This window comes from Azotobacter bryophylli, from assembly GCF_042643485.1.
Lineage (GTDB): Bacteria > Pseudomonadota > Gammaproteobacteria > Pseudomonadales > Pseudomonadaceae > Azotobacter > Azotobacter bryophylli.
Genome location: NZ_JBHRSJ010000035.1, coordinates 171,370 through 190,125 on the forward strand (window position 1 = coordinate 171,370; position 18,756 = coordinate 190,125).

Annotated in this window: 23 protein-coding genes; 14 read left to right on the top strand and 9 right to left on the bottom strand. The window is 65.5% G+C overall.

All coding sequences use genetic code 11. The features are described 5' to 3' along the window. Positions 1-19: 19 nt before the first annotated feature. Positions 20-361 carry a zinc ribbon domain-containing protein YjdM gene (locus ACFOJE_RS19790; protein WP_377816650.1) on the bottom strand — a complete coding sequence of 114 codons (342 nt, stop codon included), beginning with the start codon at positions 359-361 and terminating at the stop codon, positions 20-22. 323 nt (positions 362-684) lie between these two features. On the opposite strand from ACFOJE_RS19790, the gene ACFOJE_RS19795 reads away from it, so the two are divergent. The 3 genes from ACFOJE_RS19795 (at position 685) to ACFOJE_RS19805 (ending at position 2,421) form a co-directional block, all read left to right on the top strand. After that, the gene (locus ACFOJE_RS19795) at positions 685-1,281 is read left to right on the top strand and encodes a restriction endonuclease (RefSeq protein WP_377816651.1); all 597 of its coding nucleotides are present in this window, start codon (positions 685-687) and stop codon (positions 1,279-1,281) included. Positions 1,282-1,438: 157 nt separating this feature from the next. After that, complete coding sequence (locus tag ACFOJE_RS19800; protein WP_377816653.1) at positions 1,439-1,699, top strand: hypothetical protein; 261 nt, start codon at positions 1,439-1,441, stop codon at positions 1,697-1,699. Between the two features lie 257 nt (positions 1,700-1,956). Beyond that, entirely contained in the window at positions 1,957-2,421 is a 465-nt protein-coding gene (locus ACFOJE_RS19805; RefSeq protein WP_377816655.1) for a MaoC family dehydratase, read from the top strand. Between the two features lie 57 nt (positions 2,422-2,478). Here the strand turns inward: ACFOJE_RS19805 and ACFOJE_RS19810 are convergent, their stop codons facing one another. Beyond that, entirely contained in the window at positions 2,479-2,736 is a 258-nt protein-coding gene (locus ACFOJE_RS19810) for a DUF3144 domain-containing protein (protein WP_377816657.1), read from the bottom strand. Between the two features lie 237 nt (positions 2,737-2,973). Here ACFOJE_RS19810 and ACFOJE_RS19815 point away from each other — a divergent pair, with 237 nt between their 5' ends. Both ACFOJE_RS19815 and ACFOJE_RS19820 read left to right on the top strand, forming a co-directional pair. Then, the gene (locus ACFOJE_RS19815; protein ID WP_377816659.1) at positions 2,974-3,804 is read left to right on the top strand and encodes an inositol monophosphatase family protein; all 831 of its coding nucleotides are present in this window, start codon (positions 2,974-2,976) and stop codon (positions 3,802-3,804) included. A gap of 79 nt (positions 3,805-3,883) precedes the next feature. Continuing rightward, positions 3,884-4,132 (top strand): hypothetical protein, encoded by a 249-nt coding sequence (locus ACFOJE_RS19820; RefSeq protein WP_377816660.1) that lies wholly within the window; start codon positions 3,884-3,886, stop codon positions 4,130-4,132. Here the strand turns inward: ACFOJE_RS19820 and ACFOJE_RS19825 are convergent. Further along, positions 4,129-4,542, bottom strand: a complete 414-nt coding sequence (locus tag ACFOJE_RS19825) for a GNAT family N-acetyltransferase (protein ID WP_377816948.1) — start codon at positions 4,540-4,542, stop codon at positions 4,129-4,131. The two genes, ACFOJE_RS19820 and ACFOJE_RS19825, sit on opposite strands and share 4 nt — an antisense overlap. Positions 4,543-4,852: 310 nt before the next feature. Between ACFOJE_RS19825 and ACFOJE_RS19830 the strand changes: the two genes are divergently transcribed. The 5 genes from ACFOJE_RS19830 (at position 4,853) to ACFOJE_RS19850 (ending at position 7,656) form a co-directional block, all read left to right on the top strand. Beyond that, complete coding sequence (locus ACFOJE_RS19830; protein ID WP_377816949.1) at positions 4,853-5,593, top strand: hypothetical protein; 741 nt, start codon at positions 4,853-4,855, stop codon at positions 5,591-5,593. 137 nt (positions 5,594-5,730) lie between these two features. Further along, a complete protein-coding gene (locus ACFOJE_RS19835) occupies positions 5,731-6,516 on the top strand; it encodes a TSUP family transporter (protein WP_377816662.1) in 786 nt (261 codons plus the stop codon). An 85-nt stretch (positions 6,517-6,601) separates the two neighbouring features. Next, positions 6,602-6,931 carry a metalloregulator ArsR/SmtB family transcription factor gene (locus ACFOJE_RS19840; RefSeq protein ID WP_377816664.1) on the top strand — a complete coding sequence of 110 codons (330 nt, stop codon included), beginning with the start codon at positions 6,602-6,604 and terminating at the stop codon, positions 6,929-6,931. Between the two features lie 192 nt (positions 6,932-7,123). Continuing rightward, positions 7,124-7,351 carry a hypothetical protein gene (locus tag ACFOJE_RS19845; RefSeq protein ID WP_377816666.1) on the top strand — a complete coding sequence of 76 codons (228 nt, stop codon included), beginning with the start codon at positions 7,124-7,126 and terminating at the stop codon, positions 7,349-7,351. Next, positions 7,348-7,656, top strand: a complete 309-nt coding sequence (locus ACFOJE_RS19850) for a cell division protein ZapA (RefSeq protein WP_377816668.1) — start codon at positions 7,348-7,350, stop codon at positions 7,654-7,656. Before ACFOJE_RS19845 ends, ACFOJE_RS19850 begins: the two co-directional genes overlap by 4 nt. Positions 7,657-7,796: 140 nt before the next feature. On the opposite strand, the gene cysQ is transcribed toward ACFOJE_RS19850, so the two are convergent. From cysQ to ACFOJE_RS19865, 3 genes are all read right to left on the bottom strand, one after another. Beyond that, positions 7,797-8,675 (bottom strand): 3'(2'),5'-bisphosphate nucleotidase CysQ, encoded by an 879-nt coding sequence (gene cysQ, locus ACFOJE_RS19855; RefSeq protein WP_377816670.1) that lies wholly within the window; start codon positions 8,673-8,675, stop codon positions 7,797-7,799. Between the two features lie 3 nt (positions 8,676-8,678). Further along, a complete protein-coding gene (gene cysC / locus ACFOJE_RS19860) occupies positions 8,679-10,460 on the bottom strand; it encodes an adenylyl-sulfate kinase (protein WP_377816672.1) in 1,782 nt (593 codons plus the stop codon). A gap of 243 nt (positions 10,461-10,703) precedes the next feature. Further along, the gene (locus ACFOJE_RS19865; RefSeq protein ID WP_377816674.1) at positions 10,704-11,696 is read right to left on the bottom strand and encodes a sulfotransferase family protein; all 993 of its coding nucleotides are present in this window, start codon (positions 11,694-11,696) and stop codon (positions 10,704-10,706) included. A gap of 407 nt (positions 11,697-12,103) precedes the next feature. Here ACFOJE_RS19865 and ACFOJE_RS19870 point away from each other — a divergent pair, with 407 nt between their 5' ends. The 3 genes from ACFOJE_RS19870 to ACFOJE_RS19880 all read left to right on the top strand — a co-directional run bounded on the left by ACFOJE_RS19870 (position 12,104) and on the right by ACFOJE_RS19880 (position 13,793). After that, positions 12,104-12,571 carry a hypothetical protein gene (locus ACFOJE_RS19870; protein WP_377816676.1) on the top strand — a complete coding sequence of 156 codons (468 nt, stop codon included), beginning with the start codon at positions 12,104-12,106 and terminating at the stop codon, positions 12,569-12,571. 96 nt (positions 12,572-12,667) lie between these two features. Next, positions 12,668-13,189 (top strand): hypothetical protein, encoded by a 522-nt coding sequence (locus ACFOJE_RS19875; RefSeq protein ID WP_377816678.1) that lies wholly within the window; start codon positions 12,668-12,670, stop codon positions 13,187-13,189. Between the two features lie 37 nt (positions 13,190-13,226). Then, entirely contained in the window at positions 13,227-13,793 is a 567-nt protein-coding gene (locus ACFOJE_RS19880) for a cytochrome b/b6 domain-containing protein (protein WP_377816680.1), read from the top strand. Positions 13,794-13,901: 108 nt separating this feature from the next. On the opposite strand, the gene ACFOJE_RS19885 is transcribed toward ACFOJE_RS19880, so the two are convergent. Further along, positions 13,902-14,183, bottom strand: coding sequence for a peptidylprolyl isomerase (locus ACFOJE_RS19885; protein WP_377816682.1), 282 nt, complete (start codon positions 14,181-14,183; stop codon positions 13,902-13,904). A 173-nt stretch (positions 14,184-14,356) separates the two neighbouring features. After that, a complete protein-coding gene (locus tag ACFOJE_RS19890) occupies positions 14,357-14,686 on the bottom strand; it encodes a hypothetical protein (RefSeq protein WP_377816684.1) in 330 nt (109 codons plus the stop codon). Positions 14,687-15,472: 786 nt separating this feature from the next. On the opposite strand from ACFOJE_RS19890, the gene ACFOJE_RS19895 reads away from it, so the two are divergent. Continuing rightward, the gene (locus ACFOJE_RS19895; RefSeq protein WP_377816686.1) at positions 15,473-16,363 is read left to right on the top strand and encodes a CAP domain-containing protein; all 891 of its coding nucleotides are present in this window, start codon (positions 15,473-15,475) and stop codon (positions 16,361-16,363) included. Positions 16,364-16,448: 85 nt separating this feature from the next. Here ACFOJE_RS19895 and ACFOJE_RS19900 read toward each other — a convergent pair whose 3' ends face one another. Next, entirely contained in the window at positions 16,449-18,449 is a 2,001-nt protein-coding gene (locus tag ACFOJE_RS19900) for a peptidase U32 family protein (protein ID WP_377816688.1), read from the bottom strand. Positions 18,450-18,756 lie beyond the last annotated feature (307 nt).

Here is an 18,756-nt window from a genome sequence, read left to right on the forward strand (position 1 = left end):
GCCGCCAACGGGGAAGGCGTCAGACCTTCTTCACGAACTCCGATTTTAGTTTCATCGCACCGATGCCGTCGATCTTGCAGTCGATGTCGTGGTCGCCGTCGCACAGGCGGATGTTCTTGACCTTGGTGCCGACCTTGACCACCAGCGACGATCCCTTGACCTTGAGGTCCTTGATCACGGTGATGGTGTCGCCGTCCTGCAGGACGTTGCCGACCGAGTCTTTGATCACTCTTTCTCCTTCCGCGGCTTCGCTCGCCTGAGTGGCCGACCACTCGTGGGCGCATTCCGGGCAGACCAGCATCTCGCCGTCTTCGTAGGTGTATTCGGAACCGCATTTGGGGCAGGGCGGTAGAGTGCTCATGGATACTCCTCGGCTTCACTCAGGGGAAAACCGCAAATTATATAAGGTATTGATGCGTTTGAGGATTTTTCCTGGAGCAGAAGACCGGCCGGGGGTTTCGCCGATGCGGAAGGGACGCTTTTCCGGACGCAGCCCACCGCTCGTCGCGATTTCCGACGCCGGGCCGCAAAGCCCTGCCTGGATCGATGTCCAGACCCCCTGTTGTTTTGTATAGTATTGATTTTTTGGATTTTTTTGTGCGCAAAGGCAAGGCGAAGGGCAGGGTAAAGCGACGCAGTCGGCTCCACTGGCTGACCCGGCTTCCCTGGTGGTTGTGTTTCGCGATGGGCGCCGCAGCCTGGTTCTACCTGCAGGATTTCTCCGCCGTTCACCCGGCGGCGGTCCGGGTGCAGAAACTGGCGGATATCCAGCCCGCCATGAGCCGCTGGGCGCCCTGGGCTGCCGCCTATGTCGGCCAGTACGTGGTTCCGGGCTTCTTCGGCATGACCGGGCTGGCCTCGCTCTGGCGCCGCTGGCGCAATCGCCGCCTGATGCGGCGGGCGCTCGGCAATCCGCGCAACCTGGCGAGCGGCATGGACTGGCGCGAGTTCGAGCATCTGGTGGCGGAGATTTTCCGGCGCAAGGGCTATTCGGTGTCGATGACCGAGAACAGCGCCGACGGCGGCGTCGACGTGGTGCTCTACCGGCGCGGGACGAGGAGCTTCGTGCAGTGCAAGCAGTGGCGTTCGGCCAAGGTGGGAGTCGGCGTCGTGCGCGAGCTGTACGGCGTGATGGCCGCCGAAGGGGTGGAGGAGGGCTACGTGGTGACCTGCGGAACCTTCACCGAGGCGGCCAAGGATTTCGCCCACGGGCTGGACATCCATCTGATCGACTACTACGACCTCTGCGAGTGGATGGGGGTGAGTCCCTACGGCCGCTAGCGGGCGCTTGCCGTGCGGCGCGCGGGGCTTGTGCTATACAGATGAAAGCGCAGTTCTTCGAGCCGCGGACCTGACGGCGACACCCGGGCGTACCGTCGCGATCCGCGGAAGTCCGTTCCGCCGCCCGACGGAGCCTGCCGACAGCGAGGTCCAGACCATGACCGTGATGCAATGCACCTACCGTGATCACACCATCGTCGCCGATGTCATGGAGTACCCGGACAATCCGACGCCCTGGGCCGGCGGCTGCCACATCACCACGCCGGACGGCCGCACCACCCGGCGCATGCCGCTTCCTGTCGAGCACGCCTTCATGGCCGGGCTGGAAGAGGCCCAGCACGCCTCCATCGCCCATGGCAAATGGCTGGTCGACCAGTGCCTCGACCACGGCAAGCCGCTGTTCTCCGACGCCGCCTGAGCATTCGGCATCTCTTCCTGCAGCGGAGATGACCGCTGCCCCCCTGCTGCAAACTCCGCGTCCCGGCCGTCATCCCCTCCCGGCCGGGCCTCTGTCGTGACTGGCCGCCGGGTGCGGTAGATCTGGCGGCTGTCCGGAATTATCAAGAATCAGGCTGCAACCGTGATTGTCATGGCGCCGGGGGCTCGGCCAAGCTGGCACCCTCGCTTCGATAGGAATCGGCAGCGAATGCCGGCAATGGACAGGAGGAATGCACCATGACGCATGATCGACGGGACGCGACCCTTTATCTGGAAGACCTGGCCGTGGGCGATCGCTTTCGCAGCGGCGAGTTCCTGCTGGACGAGGACGGCCTCAAGGCCTTCGCCGGGCAGTTCGACCCGCAGCCCTTCCATCTGGACGATGAGGCGGCCAGGGCGACCCTGTTCGGCGGGCTGGCCGCCAGCGGCTGGCATACCGCGGCCATCACCATGCGTCTGCTGGTCACCAGCGGCATGCCGCTGGCCGACGGGCTGATCGGGGCGGGCGTCGAGGTCGAGTGGCCCCGGCCGACACGGGCAGGGGATGTGTTGCACGTGGAGAGCTGCATCCAGACGATCACGCCGTCGCGCTCCCGGCCGGACCGCGGCATCGTCCTTCTGGAGAGCCTGACGCTGAATCAGCGTGGAGAGGTGGTGCAGAAGCTGCTGGCCAAGCTGGTCGTGTTCCGCCGACCGGCCTAGCCGCTTTCGCCTGATCCGGGAAGGCGGGCTTGATGCGGCCCGCCTGCTCGGTCCGCGTCAATGCTGGAGCTTGGCCATCTCGACGTGCTGCTCCAGGTTCTCCCCCAGCATGCGGTTGAACTGGTCGGTGTACCAGGTCTTCGCCTTGTCCTTGTCGACCGCCAGGTCGGAGGATTTGTAGGAGGCTTCGTGGGCGCTGAAGCGGGCGGCCGCATAGCGGATGGCGGTGCTGATATAGCCCAGGTCCTTGTGGTTTTCCTCGAGCAGGCGGTTGGCCACGGCGATGAACTCGTCGGCCATATCCAGTATTTCCATTTCTATCGATGCTTCGGACATTGCTGAAAACCCCTATAGGCGCATTATTTGTGTGGGCTAGTCGAGGGTTTATAACGTGCCATCAATCCGCAAGCAAACGCTCGCGCGCTGGCTGAGCCGGAAAGCAGCGTTGCGGTTGTGGCCGGAAGGGGCGACGATTAGCCGGTTATCCGGCGCGCAGCTTCCAGGGCATCCCCAGGCGCTGCGGCCAATCGCTCACGAACCGAAGGACATTTCATGGTCTACACCGAAGCCCTCCCCCTGACTCCAGCCGAAATCGATGCGCGCTACGCCGCTGTGAAGAGCGTGGCTCAGGAGGCGGCACGCCTGGGAATGGATTACTACCTGCGTCGCCAGAGCCTGGCGGTGATGCACAAGGGCGACGACATGCAGGACGTGGTCAGCATCGCCGACAAGGAGATCGAGACCTTCATCCGGGCCGAGCTGACGAAGCGCTTCCCGGAGGACGGCTTCCTCGGCGAGGAGGGCGGTGCGGACGATCTGGACGCCCGCTGCATCTGGGTGATCGACCCCATCGACGGCACCAGCTGCTTCGTCAACGGCCTGCACAACTGGTGCGTGTCCATCGGCCTGCTGGTCGCCGGCGAGCCGCTGCTGGGCGCTATCGCCGACCCGAACCACGACGAGCTGTTCCATGGCTGCCGGGGGCGGGGAGCCTTCGTCAACGATACCCCGCTCAAGGTCAGCTCGGCCCAGGATGTCCGCGAGGGCGTGCTGGGTGTGGGAACCACCCATCGGCGGGGCAAGGAGAACTTCATCCCCTTCCTCCAGGGGCTGCTCAACGAGGGCGGCATGTTCCTGCGCAACGGCTCGGGCGCGCTGATGACGGCCTATGTGGCCGCCGGGCGGCTGATCGGCTATTACGAGACGGACCTGAAGAGCTGGGACTGCCTGGCCGGGCTGGTGCTGCTGAAGGAAGCGGGCGGACGGGTCAACGACTTCTTCCGCAACGACGGTCTGCTGCACGGCAATCCCTGTCTGGTCGCCTGCCCGGGGGTCTACGATCAGGTCGCCCGGCTGATCGGCCCGTCGCTGGATCAGGATTGAGCCGCGACTCGCGGGCCGACGAAGCAATCCCTTTCCCGTGTTGTCCATTACTTGCAGAGTCAGCGAGAGGGACAACCCCATGGCCCGCAGACATTTCGCCAAGTTCGACGCCATTTCGTCGGCCGTTCCGGCCGACGATGCCTTCGAGGCCGTCATCGCCGTGAAGCGCCGGGGCACCGACGAGCACGCCCGCGTGCATCAGGTCGCCAACGGCCAGCGTTACGATCTCATGTTCGAAGCCAATGCGGCCGCCGAGGCCGCCCTGACCCGGGTAGTCGAGGTCGGCGACGACGGCGAGCTGATCTGGGAGTCGACCGAGCCGATCTAAGGCGCGAGGTCTGGCCTGCGCGCCAGCGCCACGAGCGTCTTGTGCCGCCGGTAGCGCGCCAGGCGCTCCGCCAGCGGCTGCGGCAGGTCGGTGGTCGGCATGAAACCCGCCCTCCGGTAGAAGTCGGCGAGGTCCGGGTGGCAGAACAGCCACACAGTCCCCGGCGTCCGGGCGAGGGCCTGCTCGAGCAGGTGGCCGGCCAGCCCCCGGCGACGCTGCTCCGGGGCCACCAGCAGCCCGCTCAGCCAGTGTCCGTGCTCCACCGGGCTGAGGTTCAGCGCGGCTAGGATTTCCCGATGCCGGGCCACCCAGCTCTGCGCGCCGGCCGGGACGCGCATCGGCGAGCGATGGGCGCGGTAGAACTTGTCCAGCAGCGGGCGCAGCTCAGGCGCCAGCGGCTCGTAGCGGATATCGTCCGCGTCGGATGTTCCGGGGCGAGGCGAGGATTCGCCGATCCGGTCGCTACGGATAGTCGAGGCTTGCTCCCGCTCTTGCACCACTTCATCTCCTTCTCTGCGGTCGTCACCGCTCGCCGGACATCCCGGCAGAGGGCACAGGCCGTGACCGGGACCCATTAAGTTATGTTTCAGATTCGATTGCTATAGATGAACGGCAGCTTGGAAAACAGTCCCTTGCAGAGTCTTTTTCTGAGTTTCATGGAGGTTCGGGCATCCGCTCAGGCGAGGCCCCTTTCGCTGTTCGTCGGAGATCGTAGTCTTGGTGAATCGGTTTCGGGTGTTGTGTGCGTCGCTGGTCGCGGGCTGGTTGTCGTTCCTGGGCGTATCGACCGCACAGGCGTCGTCAGGCCAGCCCGGTGCCTACCCGCACATCCCCGAGCCGATGGTCTTCGACATGATGCGTCCGCTCGGCGCGCGCCAGGGCGAGCTGGAGTCCAACGTGTTGGCCACCAGCCCGCTGTCGGGCCGCGAGCGGGTGACCCACTGGGCCCCGGAGGTGGAATATGCCTTCGCCGACGGCCTGGCCATCGAGTTCGAGTTTCCCTTCGAGGACGATCGGCTGGCCGACTTCAAGCTGGGACTGCAGGCCACCTTCGGCACCTTCAATCAGGGGCGTTCCGTCCATGGCGCCCAGTATATGGGCATCTACGACCGCAAGCGGCATACCTACCTGAACACCCTGGTCTATACGCTGGGCCACCGTTTCAACGAGCGCTGGAGCAGCATGAGCATGCTCGGACTGGCCGACATCAGCTGGTCCCGCTCCAGCAGGCGCAACGATCTGATCGTCAATCAGTCGATCTTTTTCGATGCGACCGAGAGCACCGTCCTCGGGCTCGAGGTCAACTATCTGACCGGCAACGAAGGGCATGTCCTGCTGATGCCCCAGATCCATCGCAAGCTGAGCCGGTCGATGAACGTGCAATTCGGTCTCGGGGTCAACAAGGAGCGCGGCGAGTCGGCACACCCCGAGATCGGCCTGCGCATCGTTCGCCAGTTCTGATCGAGCGACGAGCAGGCTCGCGGTGTTCGGCCTTCCGCTGGCAGGGGATCGGGAGGGGAGATAACCGCGTGACCGGTTAGCGGTATCAGGTGAGGCAGGCTACCATCCGCGGCGCGTTTCCCATCTGCCGAGCCGATATGCCGTTCCCCTTCGAAATCGCCCAGGACCCCGTCACCTTCGCCGTTCTGGCCGGCGTGGCCTTTCTCGCCGGATTCATCGACGCCATCGCCGGGGGCGGCGGGCTGATCACGGTTCCGGCCCTGCTGACCGCCGGCCTGCCGCCCCATCTGGTGCTGGGCACCAACAAGCTCAGCGCCACCTTCGGCTCGGCCGTCGCCAGCTTCACCTTCTTCCGCCGCGGCCTGTTCGATCCCCGCCAGTGGTCCGCTGCTCTGGTCGCCACGGCCATCGGCGCGCTGCTGGGGGCGGGCATGGCCCATCAGGTCCCGGCCAGATGGCTCAATCAGGCTCTGCCGGTCATCGTCTTCGCCTGCGGCCTCTATCTGCTGTTCAACCGTGCTCCCGACAGGACGCCCGATCCCGCCAGGCCCCTGGCGAAGCGGCGGCAGTGGCCGCAGGGGCTGGCCCTAGGCGCCTACGACGGACTGGTGGGCCCCGGTACCGGGGCCTTCTGGACGGTCAGCACCCTGCTGCTGTATCCCATCGATCTGGTGCGCGCCAGCGGAGTAGCACGCAGCATGAACTTCGTCAGCAACGCCATGGCCCTGGCCGTCTTCATCGGCACCGGCCATGTCGCCTGGCTGCTCGGGCTGAGCATGGGCGCGGCGCTGATGCTCGGGGCCTTCCTCGGAGCCCGGACCGCCATCGGCGGCGGGACCAGGCTCATCCGCCCGGTGTTCATCTGCGTGGTGCTGGCACTGACAACGCGCCTGAGCTGGCAGCACTGGTTCGGTCATGCCTGAGTCCGGACGTGACGCTGCGTGCGTCACGGGCGATACTGTGGCGCTTTCCATTCTGTCGCCCGGCCACCACAGGAACCCTCTGCCGATGAACGAAACCCAAGCCGATCTCGACATGCAACTCATGCGCGACGCTGCCGGCAAGGCGGCATCCGTGCTGCGCACGCTGGGCAATCCGGATCGCCTGTTGCTGTTGTGTCAGTTGAGCCAGGGCGAACGATCGGTCGGCGAGCTGGAGGAGATTCTCGGCCTGAATCAGCCGAGCCTGTCGCAACAGCTGGGCGTGCTGCGCAGCGAAGGGCTGGTGCAGACGCGTCGCGATGGCAAGCGCATCTTCTATTCGATCGCCGAGCCGAAAATATTGGTGCTGTTGGGCACCCTGTACGAGCTGTACTGCCCCGGAACCGAAGAGGGGTAGGTCGCGTCTCTCAGCGATGCTGTTTTTCGTCCAGTGCTGGCCCGACGAGCGTCATGAGGTCGCTCTGGCGGTCCGGAGGAGCCCGAGAGCGGGGGAAACGCCCCGATTGTTTTGAAATCTTTCCGTCATCTCCCATTCTTCGGGATTCTTGGGTATGCTCCGCGGCCTTTCTACTAGCCTCAGACATCTCCCATGCTAGAAAACACTCTCGTGCAACTCGAACGCGTCGTGGCCGATCTGCTGCAACGGAACCAGGCGCTGACCGAAAACTGCAACCAGCTCCAGCAGGAACTGCGTCAGATCAGGGAGGAAAACGAAAACCTCCAGTTGGCGGCACTCGAACAGGAAGAGAAACAGGCCGCCACGCTCGCCCGCCTGCAGGCGCTGGTCGAGCGTGCCGGTGCCAGTAGCGCCGCATGAAGGGAAGTGGCGTCCGTGTCCTGAAGATCCTCGGGCGCGATTACTCGATCCGGGCCGGCGAGGGCGAGGCGAGCGCTCTGCTGGAGGCCGCCGAGATGCTGCAGAAGCGTCTCTCCGAGGGGCGGCGGCAGTTTCCCAATGCCAGCAACGACGAGCTGCTGGTGTTGACGGCCCTCAATCTCTGCGTCCCGCTGATCCAGCAGGGCCGACAGTTGAGCGAGGCGCAGCAGCGCCTGGCCGAGACTGTCGAACGCATCACCTGCCAGCTGCAGGCCTCGGCCGGAAGCATCGATTCCGGCGCCTGACGATCCCGCGCCCGCTTCCCGCGGAGCCGGCTTCGGATCGAGGGGGAAGGCGCATCGCGAACTTCCCCTTCATTTCCAGTCCCGCTTCCAGTTCGGCGAAGCCTCATGGGCATCGCCCGAGAGGCGGCGGCTTTTTCCGGTCAGGAAAGAAATCCCGGTCGTGATACCAGATCCTTGTCGCCGAAAGCCATGAATTCCGGATTCAGCATTTCCCGCTCCAGGCCATAGCGCAGCGGCTGACCCTGGAGATCGGTCACCGCTCCGCCGGCCACTTCCAGCACGCACTGGGCTGCGGCGGTGTCCCATTGGCAGGTCGGTCCGAAGCGTGGGTAGAGGTCGGCCTGGCCTTCGGCAATGCGGCAGAACTTCAGGGAGCTGCCGGCCGCGAGGAAACTGTGCTCGACCGGCAGGCCGGCGAGCCAGGCGCCGAGTTTCTCGCCGCCATGGGAGCGGCTGCCGATGATGCGCAGCGGTGTGCCCGCGTCATAGCGGGCCACCCGCAATTCGGTCGTGCCGCTGGCGCTGCGCTTCCGGGCCCCGAGGTCGGTGGCGGCGTAGAAGCATTCGCCGAGGGCCGGTGCCAACACCACGCTCGCCACTGCCCGGTCCTGATGGATCAGCGCGATGTTGACGGTGAATTCGTCGTTGCGCTTGAGGAACTCCTTGGTGCCGTCCAGCGGATCGACCAGGAAGAAGGTCTCGGTTGGCGCGAGCTCGCCCGAGGAGGACTCTTCCGAGAGGATAAATACCCCCGGGAAGGCCGTTTCCAGGCCCGCGCGGATCACCTTGTCGGCGCGCAGGTCCGCCTCGGTCAGCGGGGAGGCGTCGGCTTTCTCCCAGGCGGAAAGCTCGCCGGCATACACCTCCATGATTTCCCGGCCCGCCGTTTCGGCGATGGCGCACAGGGTCTGCAACTGTTCTTCGGTCACTTTCATCGCAACATCGTCCAATCCAATTTGAGTCCTGTCGACAGCGGCAACCCGGCCATCGGTCGGTGGCGGCCCCGTCTTCGGGGCCATGGCTCAGTCCAGCAGGCGCAGCAGGCTTTCCACGCAGGCTTCCGGCGTGTTCTCGGCAGGGTGCAGGTGCACCTCCGGCGCCCTCGGCGGTTCGTAGGCGCTGTCGATGCCGGTGAAGTTCCTCAGTTCGCCCCGGCGCGCCTTGGCGTACAGCCCCTTGACGTCGCGCCGCTCGCATTCCTCGAGTGGGGTGTCGACGAAGACCTCGACGAACTCGTCCGCGGCGAATAACCCCCTGGCCATCTCGCGCTCGCTGATGAAGGGGGAGATGAAGCTCACCAGCACGATCAGCCCGGCGTCGGTCATCAGCTTGGCCACTTCGGCGACCCGGCGGATGTTCTCCACCCGGTCCGCTTCGGTGAAGCCCAGATCGCGGTTCAGGCCATGGCGCACGTTGTCGCCGTCGAGCACGTAGGTGTGCCGGCCCTCGGCATGCAGGCGCTTCTCCAGCAGGCTGGCGATGGTCGACTTGCCCGATCCGGACAGCCCGGTGAACCAGATGCAGCGCGGCGTCTGCCGCATGAGCGCGGCGCGGGCCCTCTTGTCAATATCCAGGGCCTGCCAGTGGATGTTGCTGGCACGGCGCAGGGCGAAGTCGAGGGTGCCGGTTCCGACCGTTTCCTGACTGAGCCTGTCGATCAGGACGAAGCTGCCGAGAGCACGGTTCGCCCGGTGGGGCTCGAACACCACGGGTGCACTGGTGGACAGGTTCACCGTGGCGATCGCGTTCTGCTGCAGGGTCTTGGCCGCCAGGCGGGCACCGCTGTCGATGTCCTCGCGGTACTTGATGAGGGTGACGGTCGCCGCCACCTCCTGGGAGGCCAGTTTCAGCAGGTATTGCCGGCCGGGCGCCATCGGCTGTTCGCCCAGCCACAGCAGACGGGCCTCGAACTGGTCGGCCACCTCGGGCGGCGCTTCGGCCGTGGCCAGCACGTCGCCGCGCCGGACCTCCACGGAATCGGCCAGGGTCAGGGTGACAGCCTCGCCGCTGTCGGCCCGTTCCCGCTCGCTGCCGTCGACCAGCAGCGTCTCGATCTGCGTCTGCAGACCAGAGGGCAGCACGCGCACGGCATCGCCCGGGCGTACCGATCCTGCCGCCAGGCGCCCGCACAGGCCGGGCAAGCCCGGCTCCGACCGGCTGACCCACTGTACCGGCAGGCGCATGGGGTGGACCGTGCTATCGGGAATCTCGATACTTTCCAGATAGTCTGGAAGGCTCGGGCCGCTATACCACGACAGGCTCGGCTCGGCCTGCTGCCAGTCGACGCCCGACGGGCCTGGGAATGGAATCGCCTGGATGCCGGCAAAGCCCAGATCGGCAGCGAATTCGCGATACTGTTGGACGATAGCCTCGAACGCCTGCGAGTCGAATGCCACCCGCTCCATCCAGCCCACTGCCAGAATCACCTGGCGGACCCCCATCATCGCCACGATGCGGGTATGCAGGCGGGTCTGGGACGTCAGCCCCTGACTCGCATCCACCCGGATCAGCGCCAGATCGGCCGTGGCCGCGGCGTCTGCGAGTCGGCGGGTGAACTGCGGGTGGCCGGGGATTTCGGCAACCAGAAGACGCCGCCCCGCGATGGCGAGAAGGCGGTACTCCACTTCCCGCAGTCCGGCTCGGTTCGCTGTCGGGGCCTTGCCGGGGTTCTCCGGCAGCGGCGGTTCGAATGGCGTGGCGTTGCCGTCACCGGCGCTGCTGCAGGCGACGATGCGCAGGAGCGGTTCGTCATGCCGGTTTTGCAGGGCAAACGGCATGTCCAGGGGGGGGCGAAAGTTGCTCATCGGACCTTGCGCGGGAGAACCCGTACCTCCGTACGGGGAGGATGGCATGGTGCCCTCGGTCCCGCTTCCTTCCTTATCCAGACTATTTTGGCTCATTGATAGGGTTCGGTCTTCTTTCCGTGACCAGTTGCGAAGGCAGGATATCGCCTTTGCCTGTCCATTCCTGACCTGATGAGCAGGGGACGCCAACATACGACGCCCCGGCACATCATTCGTTGCATTGGGAAAGCAGGCGCCCGCCGTTCAGACGGCGAGCCAGTGGCTGAGATCGCGGTCCAGCAGTCGCGACAGGTGGGCGATGTCCTCCGCCAGAGTCTCGCGGATGTCCCGGCGCAGCGCGGCGTCGAGCGTCACCTTGGGCGCCGGCGCCTTGTTCCAGTCGAGTAGCGCCTTGCGCCCGCCCATCACCGCGCAGAGCAGCGGCGAAGGCCGTTCCGGCTTATCCAGCGGCTTCAGGCGCAGGCGGTACTTCTCCCCGGCCATAAAGCCGCGCACGGCCATCGGCGGGCGCTTCAGCAGGCGCTGCAGCCAGCCGACCTTGAAGCCCTGGCCGGCCCGGCGGGCGGCGAAGTCGGTGCGGCCGTCGTCGGGCAGGTCGAGGAAGTCGAGCATCCGCCGGTAGAGCCCGGCCGGGTCCTTGGCCAGATCGTCGTACACCGCCACGAAGCAGCGCTCCCGGCCCACTACCGAGAAGAAACGCTCCACGTGCTTGCCCAGGCGGCCGATCTCGTCGTACTGCAGCCAGCGCGGGTCGAGGCAACTGCGCGGGATCTGACGGCCGCGGGCGCGTTCGCCGAGCAGGCGCCAGGCGCTGGCGAAGTCGGGCACGACCTCGTCGCCCAGGTAGAGCAGGCGCTGGTGCAGGGAAGGGAGCATGGCCATGGGGTCGCGCAGGGCGATGATGAACTTGGCCTCGGGCCAGACGCGCAGGATGGGCTTCATCTGCTCGGCGGCGTAGAGGTAGGACACCGAGCCCTCGGCCAGGAGCGGGCGGTCGGCAGAATAGTGGCCGAAGTAGCGCGGCAGGTAGTCGCTTTGCAGGGCCTGGCGCAGTTCGGCGTCGGAGAGCCCGTTGAGGTCGTAGCGGGAGAAGAAGTGCGGCTCCTTGACGGAGGAGAAGGTGACGCCGGGATGCTCCGCGAGGTAGTTCGAGAGGGAGGTGGTGCCGCAGCGGGGCGCGCCCACGACGCAGGCGAAGCGCTGCGGGATGGCGTCGAACATGAATCGGGTGGTCATAATCACTCTGTGAAAGCAGCGTTGAGTTCCACCTCAAATGCCTACGACGAATGCGAGAAGGCGTTTTCCGGACAGATTCGCCTTGCCTAACTTCTGCCCATTGCGAGTGCAAGCAGGCCAAGACGCGCCTGCGGAATTGCAAGGAAAAACAACGCCGTGTTAGACGGTGCCGGCATTGTAGAGAGGCCGGAACGAGGTTGTCCATGGCGAGCCAAGGGGTAATCGCCCTCTGCCGGCGCCCCGTCGCTGCCGGATTGTCGCAGTGCCCGAAATCGCTCGAGGCGCAAGCCTGGCCCGGAAAAACGTCCGCGAGGGATCTTTCGCGCCTGGCGGGTGTCTAGGAAGGCCGGCGATCCGAAACGAAACGCTCGTTCCGTATCGCAGGAACGGCAATCAAGAGGACGACAATGCAGAAGCAAGTGATGGGGCTGGTAGCCGCGGCGTTCGTGTCCGGCATGGCGCTGGGCGGTGCGCTCGGCTATTTCGCCGCCGGCAAGGGCGAGCAGGGCGACACGAGCGCGGCAGGAAAGCAACTGACCACGGCCGAACTGACCGAGCGGCTCGGCGACGAGGCTTCCGAACTGAAGGAAACCCTGCCGAAGATGGCCGATGCCGAAACCGAATGGTTCGACGTCACCGTCGGTCCCGGAGCCGTGACCACCTACTGGTACCGCTTGGTGAACTACAACGGCGATGGTCTGAATTCCGAGAAATTCAAGGCCAACGTCGAGTCGAGTCTGACCAAGCAGGTCTGTGCCGAGCCGTCGATGCGGGAAAACATAGGCTACGGCACTACCTACCGCTTCAACTACGTCGGCAAGGACCGCATCAAGGTCGCGGAACTCGAAGTCGATCGTCAGAAGTGCGGCTTCTAATGGCTGCATGCCGGTTCAGTTCTGGCCGATGGAAGCGTTGACGGGAAAGTCTGAGAGGCCTATCAATCGTGATCCTTGTCGGATGAGGATCGGAAATTGAAACGACTCGTTGCCTTGGCGCTATCGTCCGGACTGCTGGCGGGATGCACCGGCACATCGCCCATACCCGTCGATATCGCCCGCAAAGCCCCTGCCGAGCGGGTGAGCGGAGGCCCGGATGGGCAAGCCCGAATCACCGTGGTGCGGGATGCGGGGCTCTGGACCTCGTTCTGCCCCGCCTCCCTCTACATCGACGGCGATCGAATCGCGCGGCTGGAGGCGGAGGAGAAGGTCACCGTTGGTGTTCGGGCCGGTGACCCCGTGCTGGTTCGTGCTGCGCAGGATGGCGGCGGGCTGTGCGCCTGGTTGCCGTCGAGCCGCTCGCTCGAGACCCGGCTGGAGCCGGGGCAGCATCGCTTCTATCGTATCTCCTTTGCCCGAAGCGGCAGGGTAGACCTGCAGGAGGACTCTCTCTGGCCTCGGAGGGAGCGGGCTTCCGATACATCCCGGCCCGGGCCGGCCACCTTGATCAGCGGAGCGGACAGGACTTCTCCTGCAAATAGCGTTATAAATAAATAATTTATCGCTATAAGCCTGACTGAAGTACGGGGACGACATGGAAAAGGCTTGGGACATCAAGATCCGACTGCTGCACTGGGCCATCGCCCTGACGGCGACCTTCCAGCAACTCAGCAGCCTTTATATGTCCGATCCCGGGACCCAGTACCTGTTTCCCTATCACCGGATCCTCGGCGCCGTCGCCGCCCTCGTCCTGCTGTTCTTCTGGCTCTACAGCTATGCGATCTACGACCTGAAGGTGCTGTTTCCCTGGGGCGGGGACGGGCGGCGCGCGGTGGTGCGGGAAGGCCTGGGTCTGCTGCGCGGGCGGCTGCCGGCGAGCGGGCGGGGGATCGGTCTGTCCGGATTCGTCCACGGGCTCGGACTGCTGGCCCTGAGCGGCTGCGCCATCACTGGCATGATCATGTTCTCCATGATTCCGCCGGGTCACGTCGGTCCTCCCGCCGACGGCATCGCCTTCACCCGCTACACGCTGCAGCACAAATTCTTCGGGCAGATGCTGTGGCTCTACTGGTGCGGCCACGTGGCCTTCGCCCTGGTCCACCAGATCGCCGGAGACCGGGTGTTCGGCGCCATCTTCGGCTTCGCCCGGCGGCGGGAGTGAGCCGTGATCCGCGTCGTGCTTGTGGCGAGCCCGAAAAACGAGGGGCTGCCCGTGGCAGCCCCTCGTTCGCGTAAGCGCTGATCGTGCCGGAGTCGAGTCCGGACCCTATCAGTCCTGGCGGCTGGTGACTTCGAGCAGGTGGTAGCCGAACTGGGTCTTCACCGGACCCTGCACGACATTCAGCGGGGCGCTGAACACCACGTCGTCGAACGCCTTCACCATCTCGCCACGGCCGAACGAGCCGAGGTCGCCGCCGTCACGGCCGGACGGACAGGTGGAGTTGTCGCGGGCAATCTGGGCGAAATCGGCGCCGGCCTCGATGGCGGCTTTCAGTTCTTCGCACTTGGCTTCGGTGGCTACCAGGATGTGGCGGGCGGTGGCTCGTGGCATGGGGGTACTCCTTCCAAAGAAGCCCACGAGACTACCGGAATCGCCGGGCTATTCAAGCACCGGAAAGATTGCGAGGGACATTCGGCAGCGGGGAAACCCGCCCGGGACTCCGAGCCCTCCGCCGCAAACGGCGGAGGGCTGCGGATAGCCGATCCGGTCGGGCTTTCCGAGGATCAGCAGTAGCGATCCAGATAGTGGACGCCCGGATTGCTCTGCGCCACGTGCCATTGCTCGGTCAGGGTCCGATGCACACGCCCGATGAAGTCGGCGTCTGCCGCGGCCTTCCGGCCGACATAGCCCTTGCCGCGGCGGTAGGCCCTGAAGCGGACGCGCATGTTGGGGGTGCGCTTCTCGAACTCCTCTTCCTCCATGCCGGCCGGCAGGCGGTCAAGATGGACGTCACCCTGATCGCAGACCCAGAGGATGTGGCTTTCGTTCTTGTCCTTGCGCTCGGCGAACAGACGAGCCAGGTCTTCGGGGGAGAGCGAATGGTTCAGATTCATGTGCAAGGTCCTCATGGTCATCTAGGGATCGAACGTTTCGTGGCAAAACGTGTTGTTGTCGTTCGGTTCAGGCCACCGGCCGCCGATCGGAAGATCGGGGCGGTGGACTGCATGCCGTGCCAGCTGTTTTCAGATCACAACATGAGCCTTATGTAGCACTGCACGTAGGCTTGCTACACAAAGCAGAGCCTGGAGAAGCCAAGACAGGATCGTTTGGGGAGAGGGAAGGCGAGCACCCGATGATGTTGGGTAGCAAGGCGGAGGGTTAGTACGCCAGCCACAAGCATCATGAGAATGTCTTGCCAGCACTTTCGCCGCAAATGACGATTACTGCCAATCAACTTCATCAGTCCGCCTTGTGGGCAGTACAGTCGCGAGATGGCTCGGCGAGTGGGCCGAGCGAGCTGCGATCACCCTTACCAGGGCTCCCTGTTAGGGAAGCGGTTTCATCATGCAGGGTTCAGCGAGGCGGCGTCAACACTTTTGTAGTGATTTTTTTATGGCGCTACATTTGCCGGAAAGACCGCTCCTGAGCATCCCGTCGCGAGCCATCCCGGCTTTCAGACTAGCTGCCGGAGCACTGGGCGTCCTTTCTTCCGGACAGCCCAACGACCGGTCGTCGCTTCTGCCGGCCGGCCACTCGCCCGTTGCCCTTGCCTGCGTGAGAATGCCCACCGTCCGGCTTCCAGGACGACGAAGCAGGGCGGCGGACGCCCTCCGCTCATCCCCTCGAATTCCACGCAGGGACGCGGTACCAGAGCACTACCCATCTTGGCGAACGTATCCATGCCGGTTGCCGGCGACTCTTCTTCCGACACGAAACGAACCCCGTCCCGTCTGGGGCGTCTGCTCCTCCTGAGCGCCAGCCTGTTCGCCGGCGCTGCGGCCAACGCCTCCGAGGCCTCGCGGCTCGTCACGCTGATCAACGCCTATCGCACCGCGCCCCAGACCTGCGACGGCCGGCGGGTAAAACCGCTCGGGCCTCTGGCCATCGACGAGCGGCTGGCGCTGGGGTCGGTGACTTCCCGGACGCATCTGCTGAACGCCCTGCGAAGCGCCGGATATCCGCTGGATGCCGTGCAGACCCTCTCCGTCTCGGCCCCGGCGAATCCCGCCGTGGTGATGGCGGCCCTCGAAAGACGCGCCTGTGGCCTGCTGCTGGACCCGCGCTATGCGGATATCGGCGTGTCGCGCCGCGGCGACAGCTGGCAGATCGTCCTGGCCCGACCGCTGGCTTCCACCGGGCTGGGCGGCTGGGAACGGGTGGGGCGGGACATCCTGAGACAGGTCAACCAGGCCCGCGCCGAGCCGCGCCGCTGCGGTCGCCAGCGCTTCGCCGCCGTGCCGCCGCTCGCCTGGAATGCGCGCCTGGCCCAAGCCGCCCTCGCGCACAGCCGCGACATGGCCGCGCGCAACTACTTCAGCCACCGGGGGAGGGACGGCAGTCAGGCCGGCGTGCGCGCCCAGCGCGAGGGCTATCGCTGGTACGGCATCGGAGAGAACATCGCCACGGGGCAGACCACGGCGAAACAGGCGGTGTCGAGCTGGCTGGCCAGCCCGGGGCATTGCGCCAATATCATGAACCCGGTCTACCGCGAGATGGGCGCGGCCTATGCGGCCAATCCCAGGAGCGACGGAGGCATCTACTGGACGCAGGTGTTCGGGAAGCAGCGCTAGACGAGCGGGTCCGGACACCCCGCCGGCCACTCGTCCGGCGGGGATGTCCCGATCGCTCGTCTCAAGGCGCTGAGGCCGCCGGCGTTCAGTGTTGTGGCCTGTTGCGGATGGTCTTGAGCAGATCCTCGGGGCTGATGTGGCCGACGACGCTGTCGTGGCTGCCCGGCTGCGGCAGGTTGAGGATGTGGCCCTTGATCTTGCCGATCACGTGCATCTCGCACGGCTTGCAGTCGAACTTCAGGGTCAGCACCTCGTCGCCGTGCACCAGCTGCATCGGCGCCACCTTGGTGCGCACGCCGGTGACGCCCTTGGCCTGCTTCGGGCACAGGTTGAAGGAGAAGCGCAGGCAGTGCTTGGTGATCATCACCGGCACCTCGCCGGTCTCCTCGTGGGTCTCGTAGGCGGCGTCGATCAGCTGCACGCCGTAGCGCCGGTAGAAGGCGCGGGCCTTCTCGTTGTAGACGTTGGCGAGGAAGGTCAGGTGCGACTCCGGGTAGACCGGCGGCGGCAAGCTGACCGGCTTGCGCAGGCCCGGGCGATGGGCGGCGACGCGGGCGGCGGTGAGCGCCTCGACGGCTTCGCGGCGCAGGGCCTTGAGCTGCGAGTTGGGCACGAACGGCATCTGCGGGGCGTCGATCTCCACGCTCTCGGCGTGGTAGAGGGTGGTGCCGAGCTGGCCGAGCAGATCGCGCAGCTGCTCCAGTGCCTGTTCCGGCTTGTTGGCCGGGCCGAAGGCGCCGTCGAGGCTGACCGAGGCGCTCGTGCCTTCCTCGCTGGTGGCGGTCAGGGCGATCCGCTCCGGGCGCAGCTCGGCCCTCCAGGTGACGCCGATGCGGCGCTCGGCGGAAGTCTTGAGCAGCGCCTGCTGCCAGTTGTGGTCCAGGTTGCGGTTGAGCGGGTGATGCGGGCGCAACTGCCGCAGCGCCGGCGGCATCTCGTTGGGCTCCACGCGATACTGCCAGCGCGGCTGACCGTCCTCCTCGAACTGGGCGAGCTGTCCGACCACGCTGGCGCGGAAGCCCACCACCTCGCGCTTGACCAGCACGTTGAGGCCGTCGCCGTTGCTCAGCGGCTCGCTGGTCTGGACGAGCAGGTCCTGCTTGCCGACCTTGAGCACCTCGCCCACCGGCAGCCCGGTGAAGGTGGGAGAGTCGAAGGCGCCGATGTCGATCTTGCGCTCGCTGACGAAGTAGTCGGTGCTGCCGCGGTGGAAGGTCTTGTCCGGATCGGGGACGAAGAAGTGCTCGGTACGGCCGCTGGAGGCGCGGGCCAGGTCCGGGCGCTCGGCGAGGATCTCGTCCAGCCGCTGGCGGTAGTAGGCGGTGATGTTCTTGACGTAACTCGCGTCCTTGTAGCGCCCCTCGATCTTGAACGAGCGCACCCCGGCGTCGATCAGCGCGCGCAGGTTGGCGCTCTGGTTGTTGTCCTTCATCGACAGCAGGTGCTTGTCGTAGGCCACCACCCGGCCCTGGTCGTCCTTCAGGGTGTAGGGCAGGCGGCAAGCCTGGGAGCAGTCGCCGCGGTTGGCGCTGCGCCCGGTCTGCGCGTGGGAGATGTAGCACTGTCCGGAGAAGGCCACGCAGAGCGCGCCGTGGATGAAGAACTCGATGGTCGAGTCCACCGAGTCGCTGATGGAGCGGATTTCCGCGAGGTTCAGCTCGCGGGCCAGCACCAGCTGGGAGAAGCCGGCGTCGGCGAGAAACTTCGCCTTGTCCAGGCTGCGGATGTCGCACTGGGTGCTGGCGTGGATCTCGATGGGCGGGATGTCCAGCTCCATGATGCCCATGTCCTGCACGATCAGCGCGTCGACGCCGGCGTCGTACAGCTCGCGGATCAGCGTGCGAGCCGGTTCCAGCTCGTCGTCGTGGAGGATGGTGTTGAGGGTGACGAACACCCGGGCATGGAACAGATGGGCGAATTTCACCAGCTCGGCGATGTCCGCCACGCTGTTCTCGGCGTTGTGCCGCGCACCGAAACTGGGCCCCCCGATATAGACGGCATCGGCGCCATGCAGGATGGCCTCTCGGGCGATGGACACGTCCCGTGCCGGGCTGAGCAGTTCCAGATGGTGCTTGGGTAATGACATGGCTTGGATGATCGGTACGGGAAAAGCCTGTCATTGTAGCCGCCCCAAGCGGTTTTTGAGCGCCTCCGCGCATCTGTCGGCGGGCAGGGCGACGTTCTGCTGAAGGGGAGGGACAGCACGAGAGCCTCTCGGCCGGCGTACCCATGCACCGACGAACGGTGCGCCGACGAAGCGAAAGCCGGAAATCGGAAATCGGAACTCCTCATGTTGCCGTTGTTCACCCTCCAATAACGTTTCGTTTCATACGCTTATAGATTCAGGGCGAAAGCAAGATTAGTCAGTTTGTTGGCGACGTTTTTTCATTTCG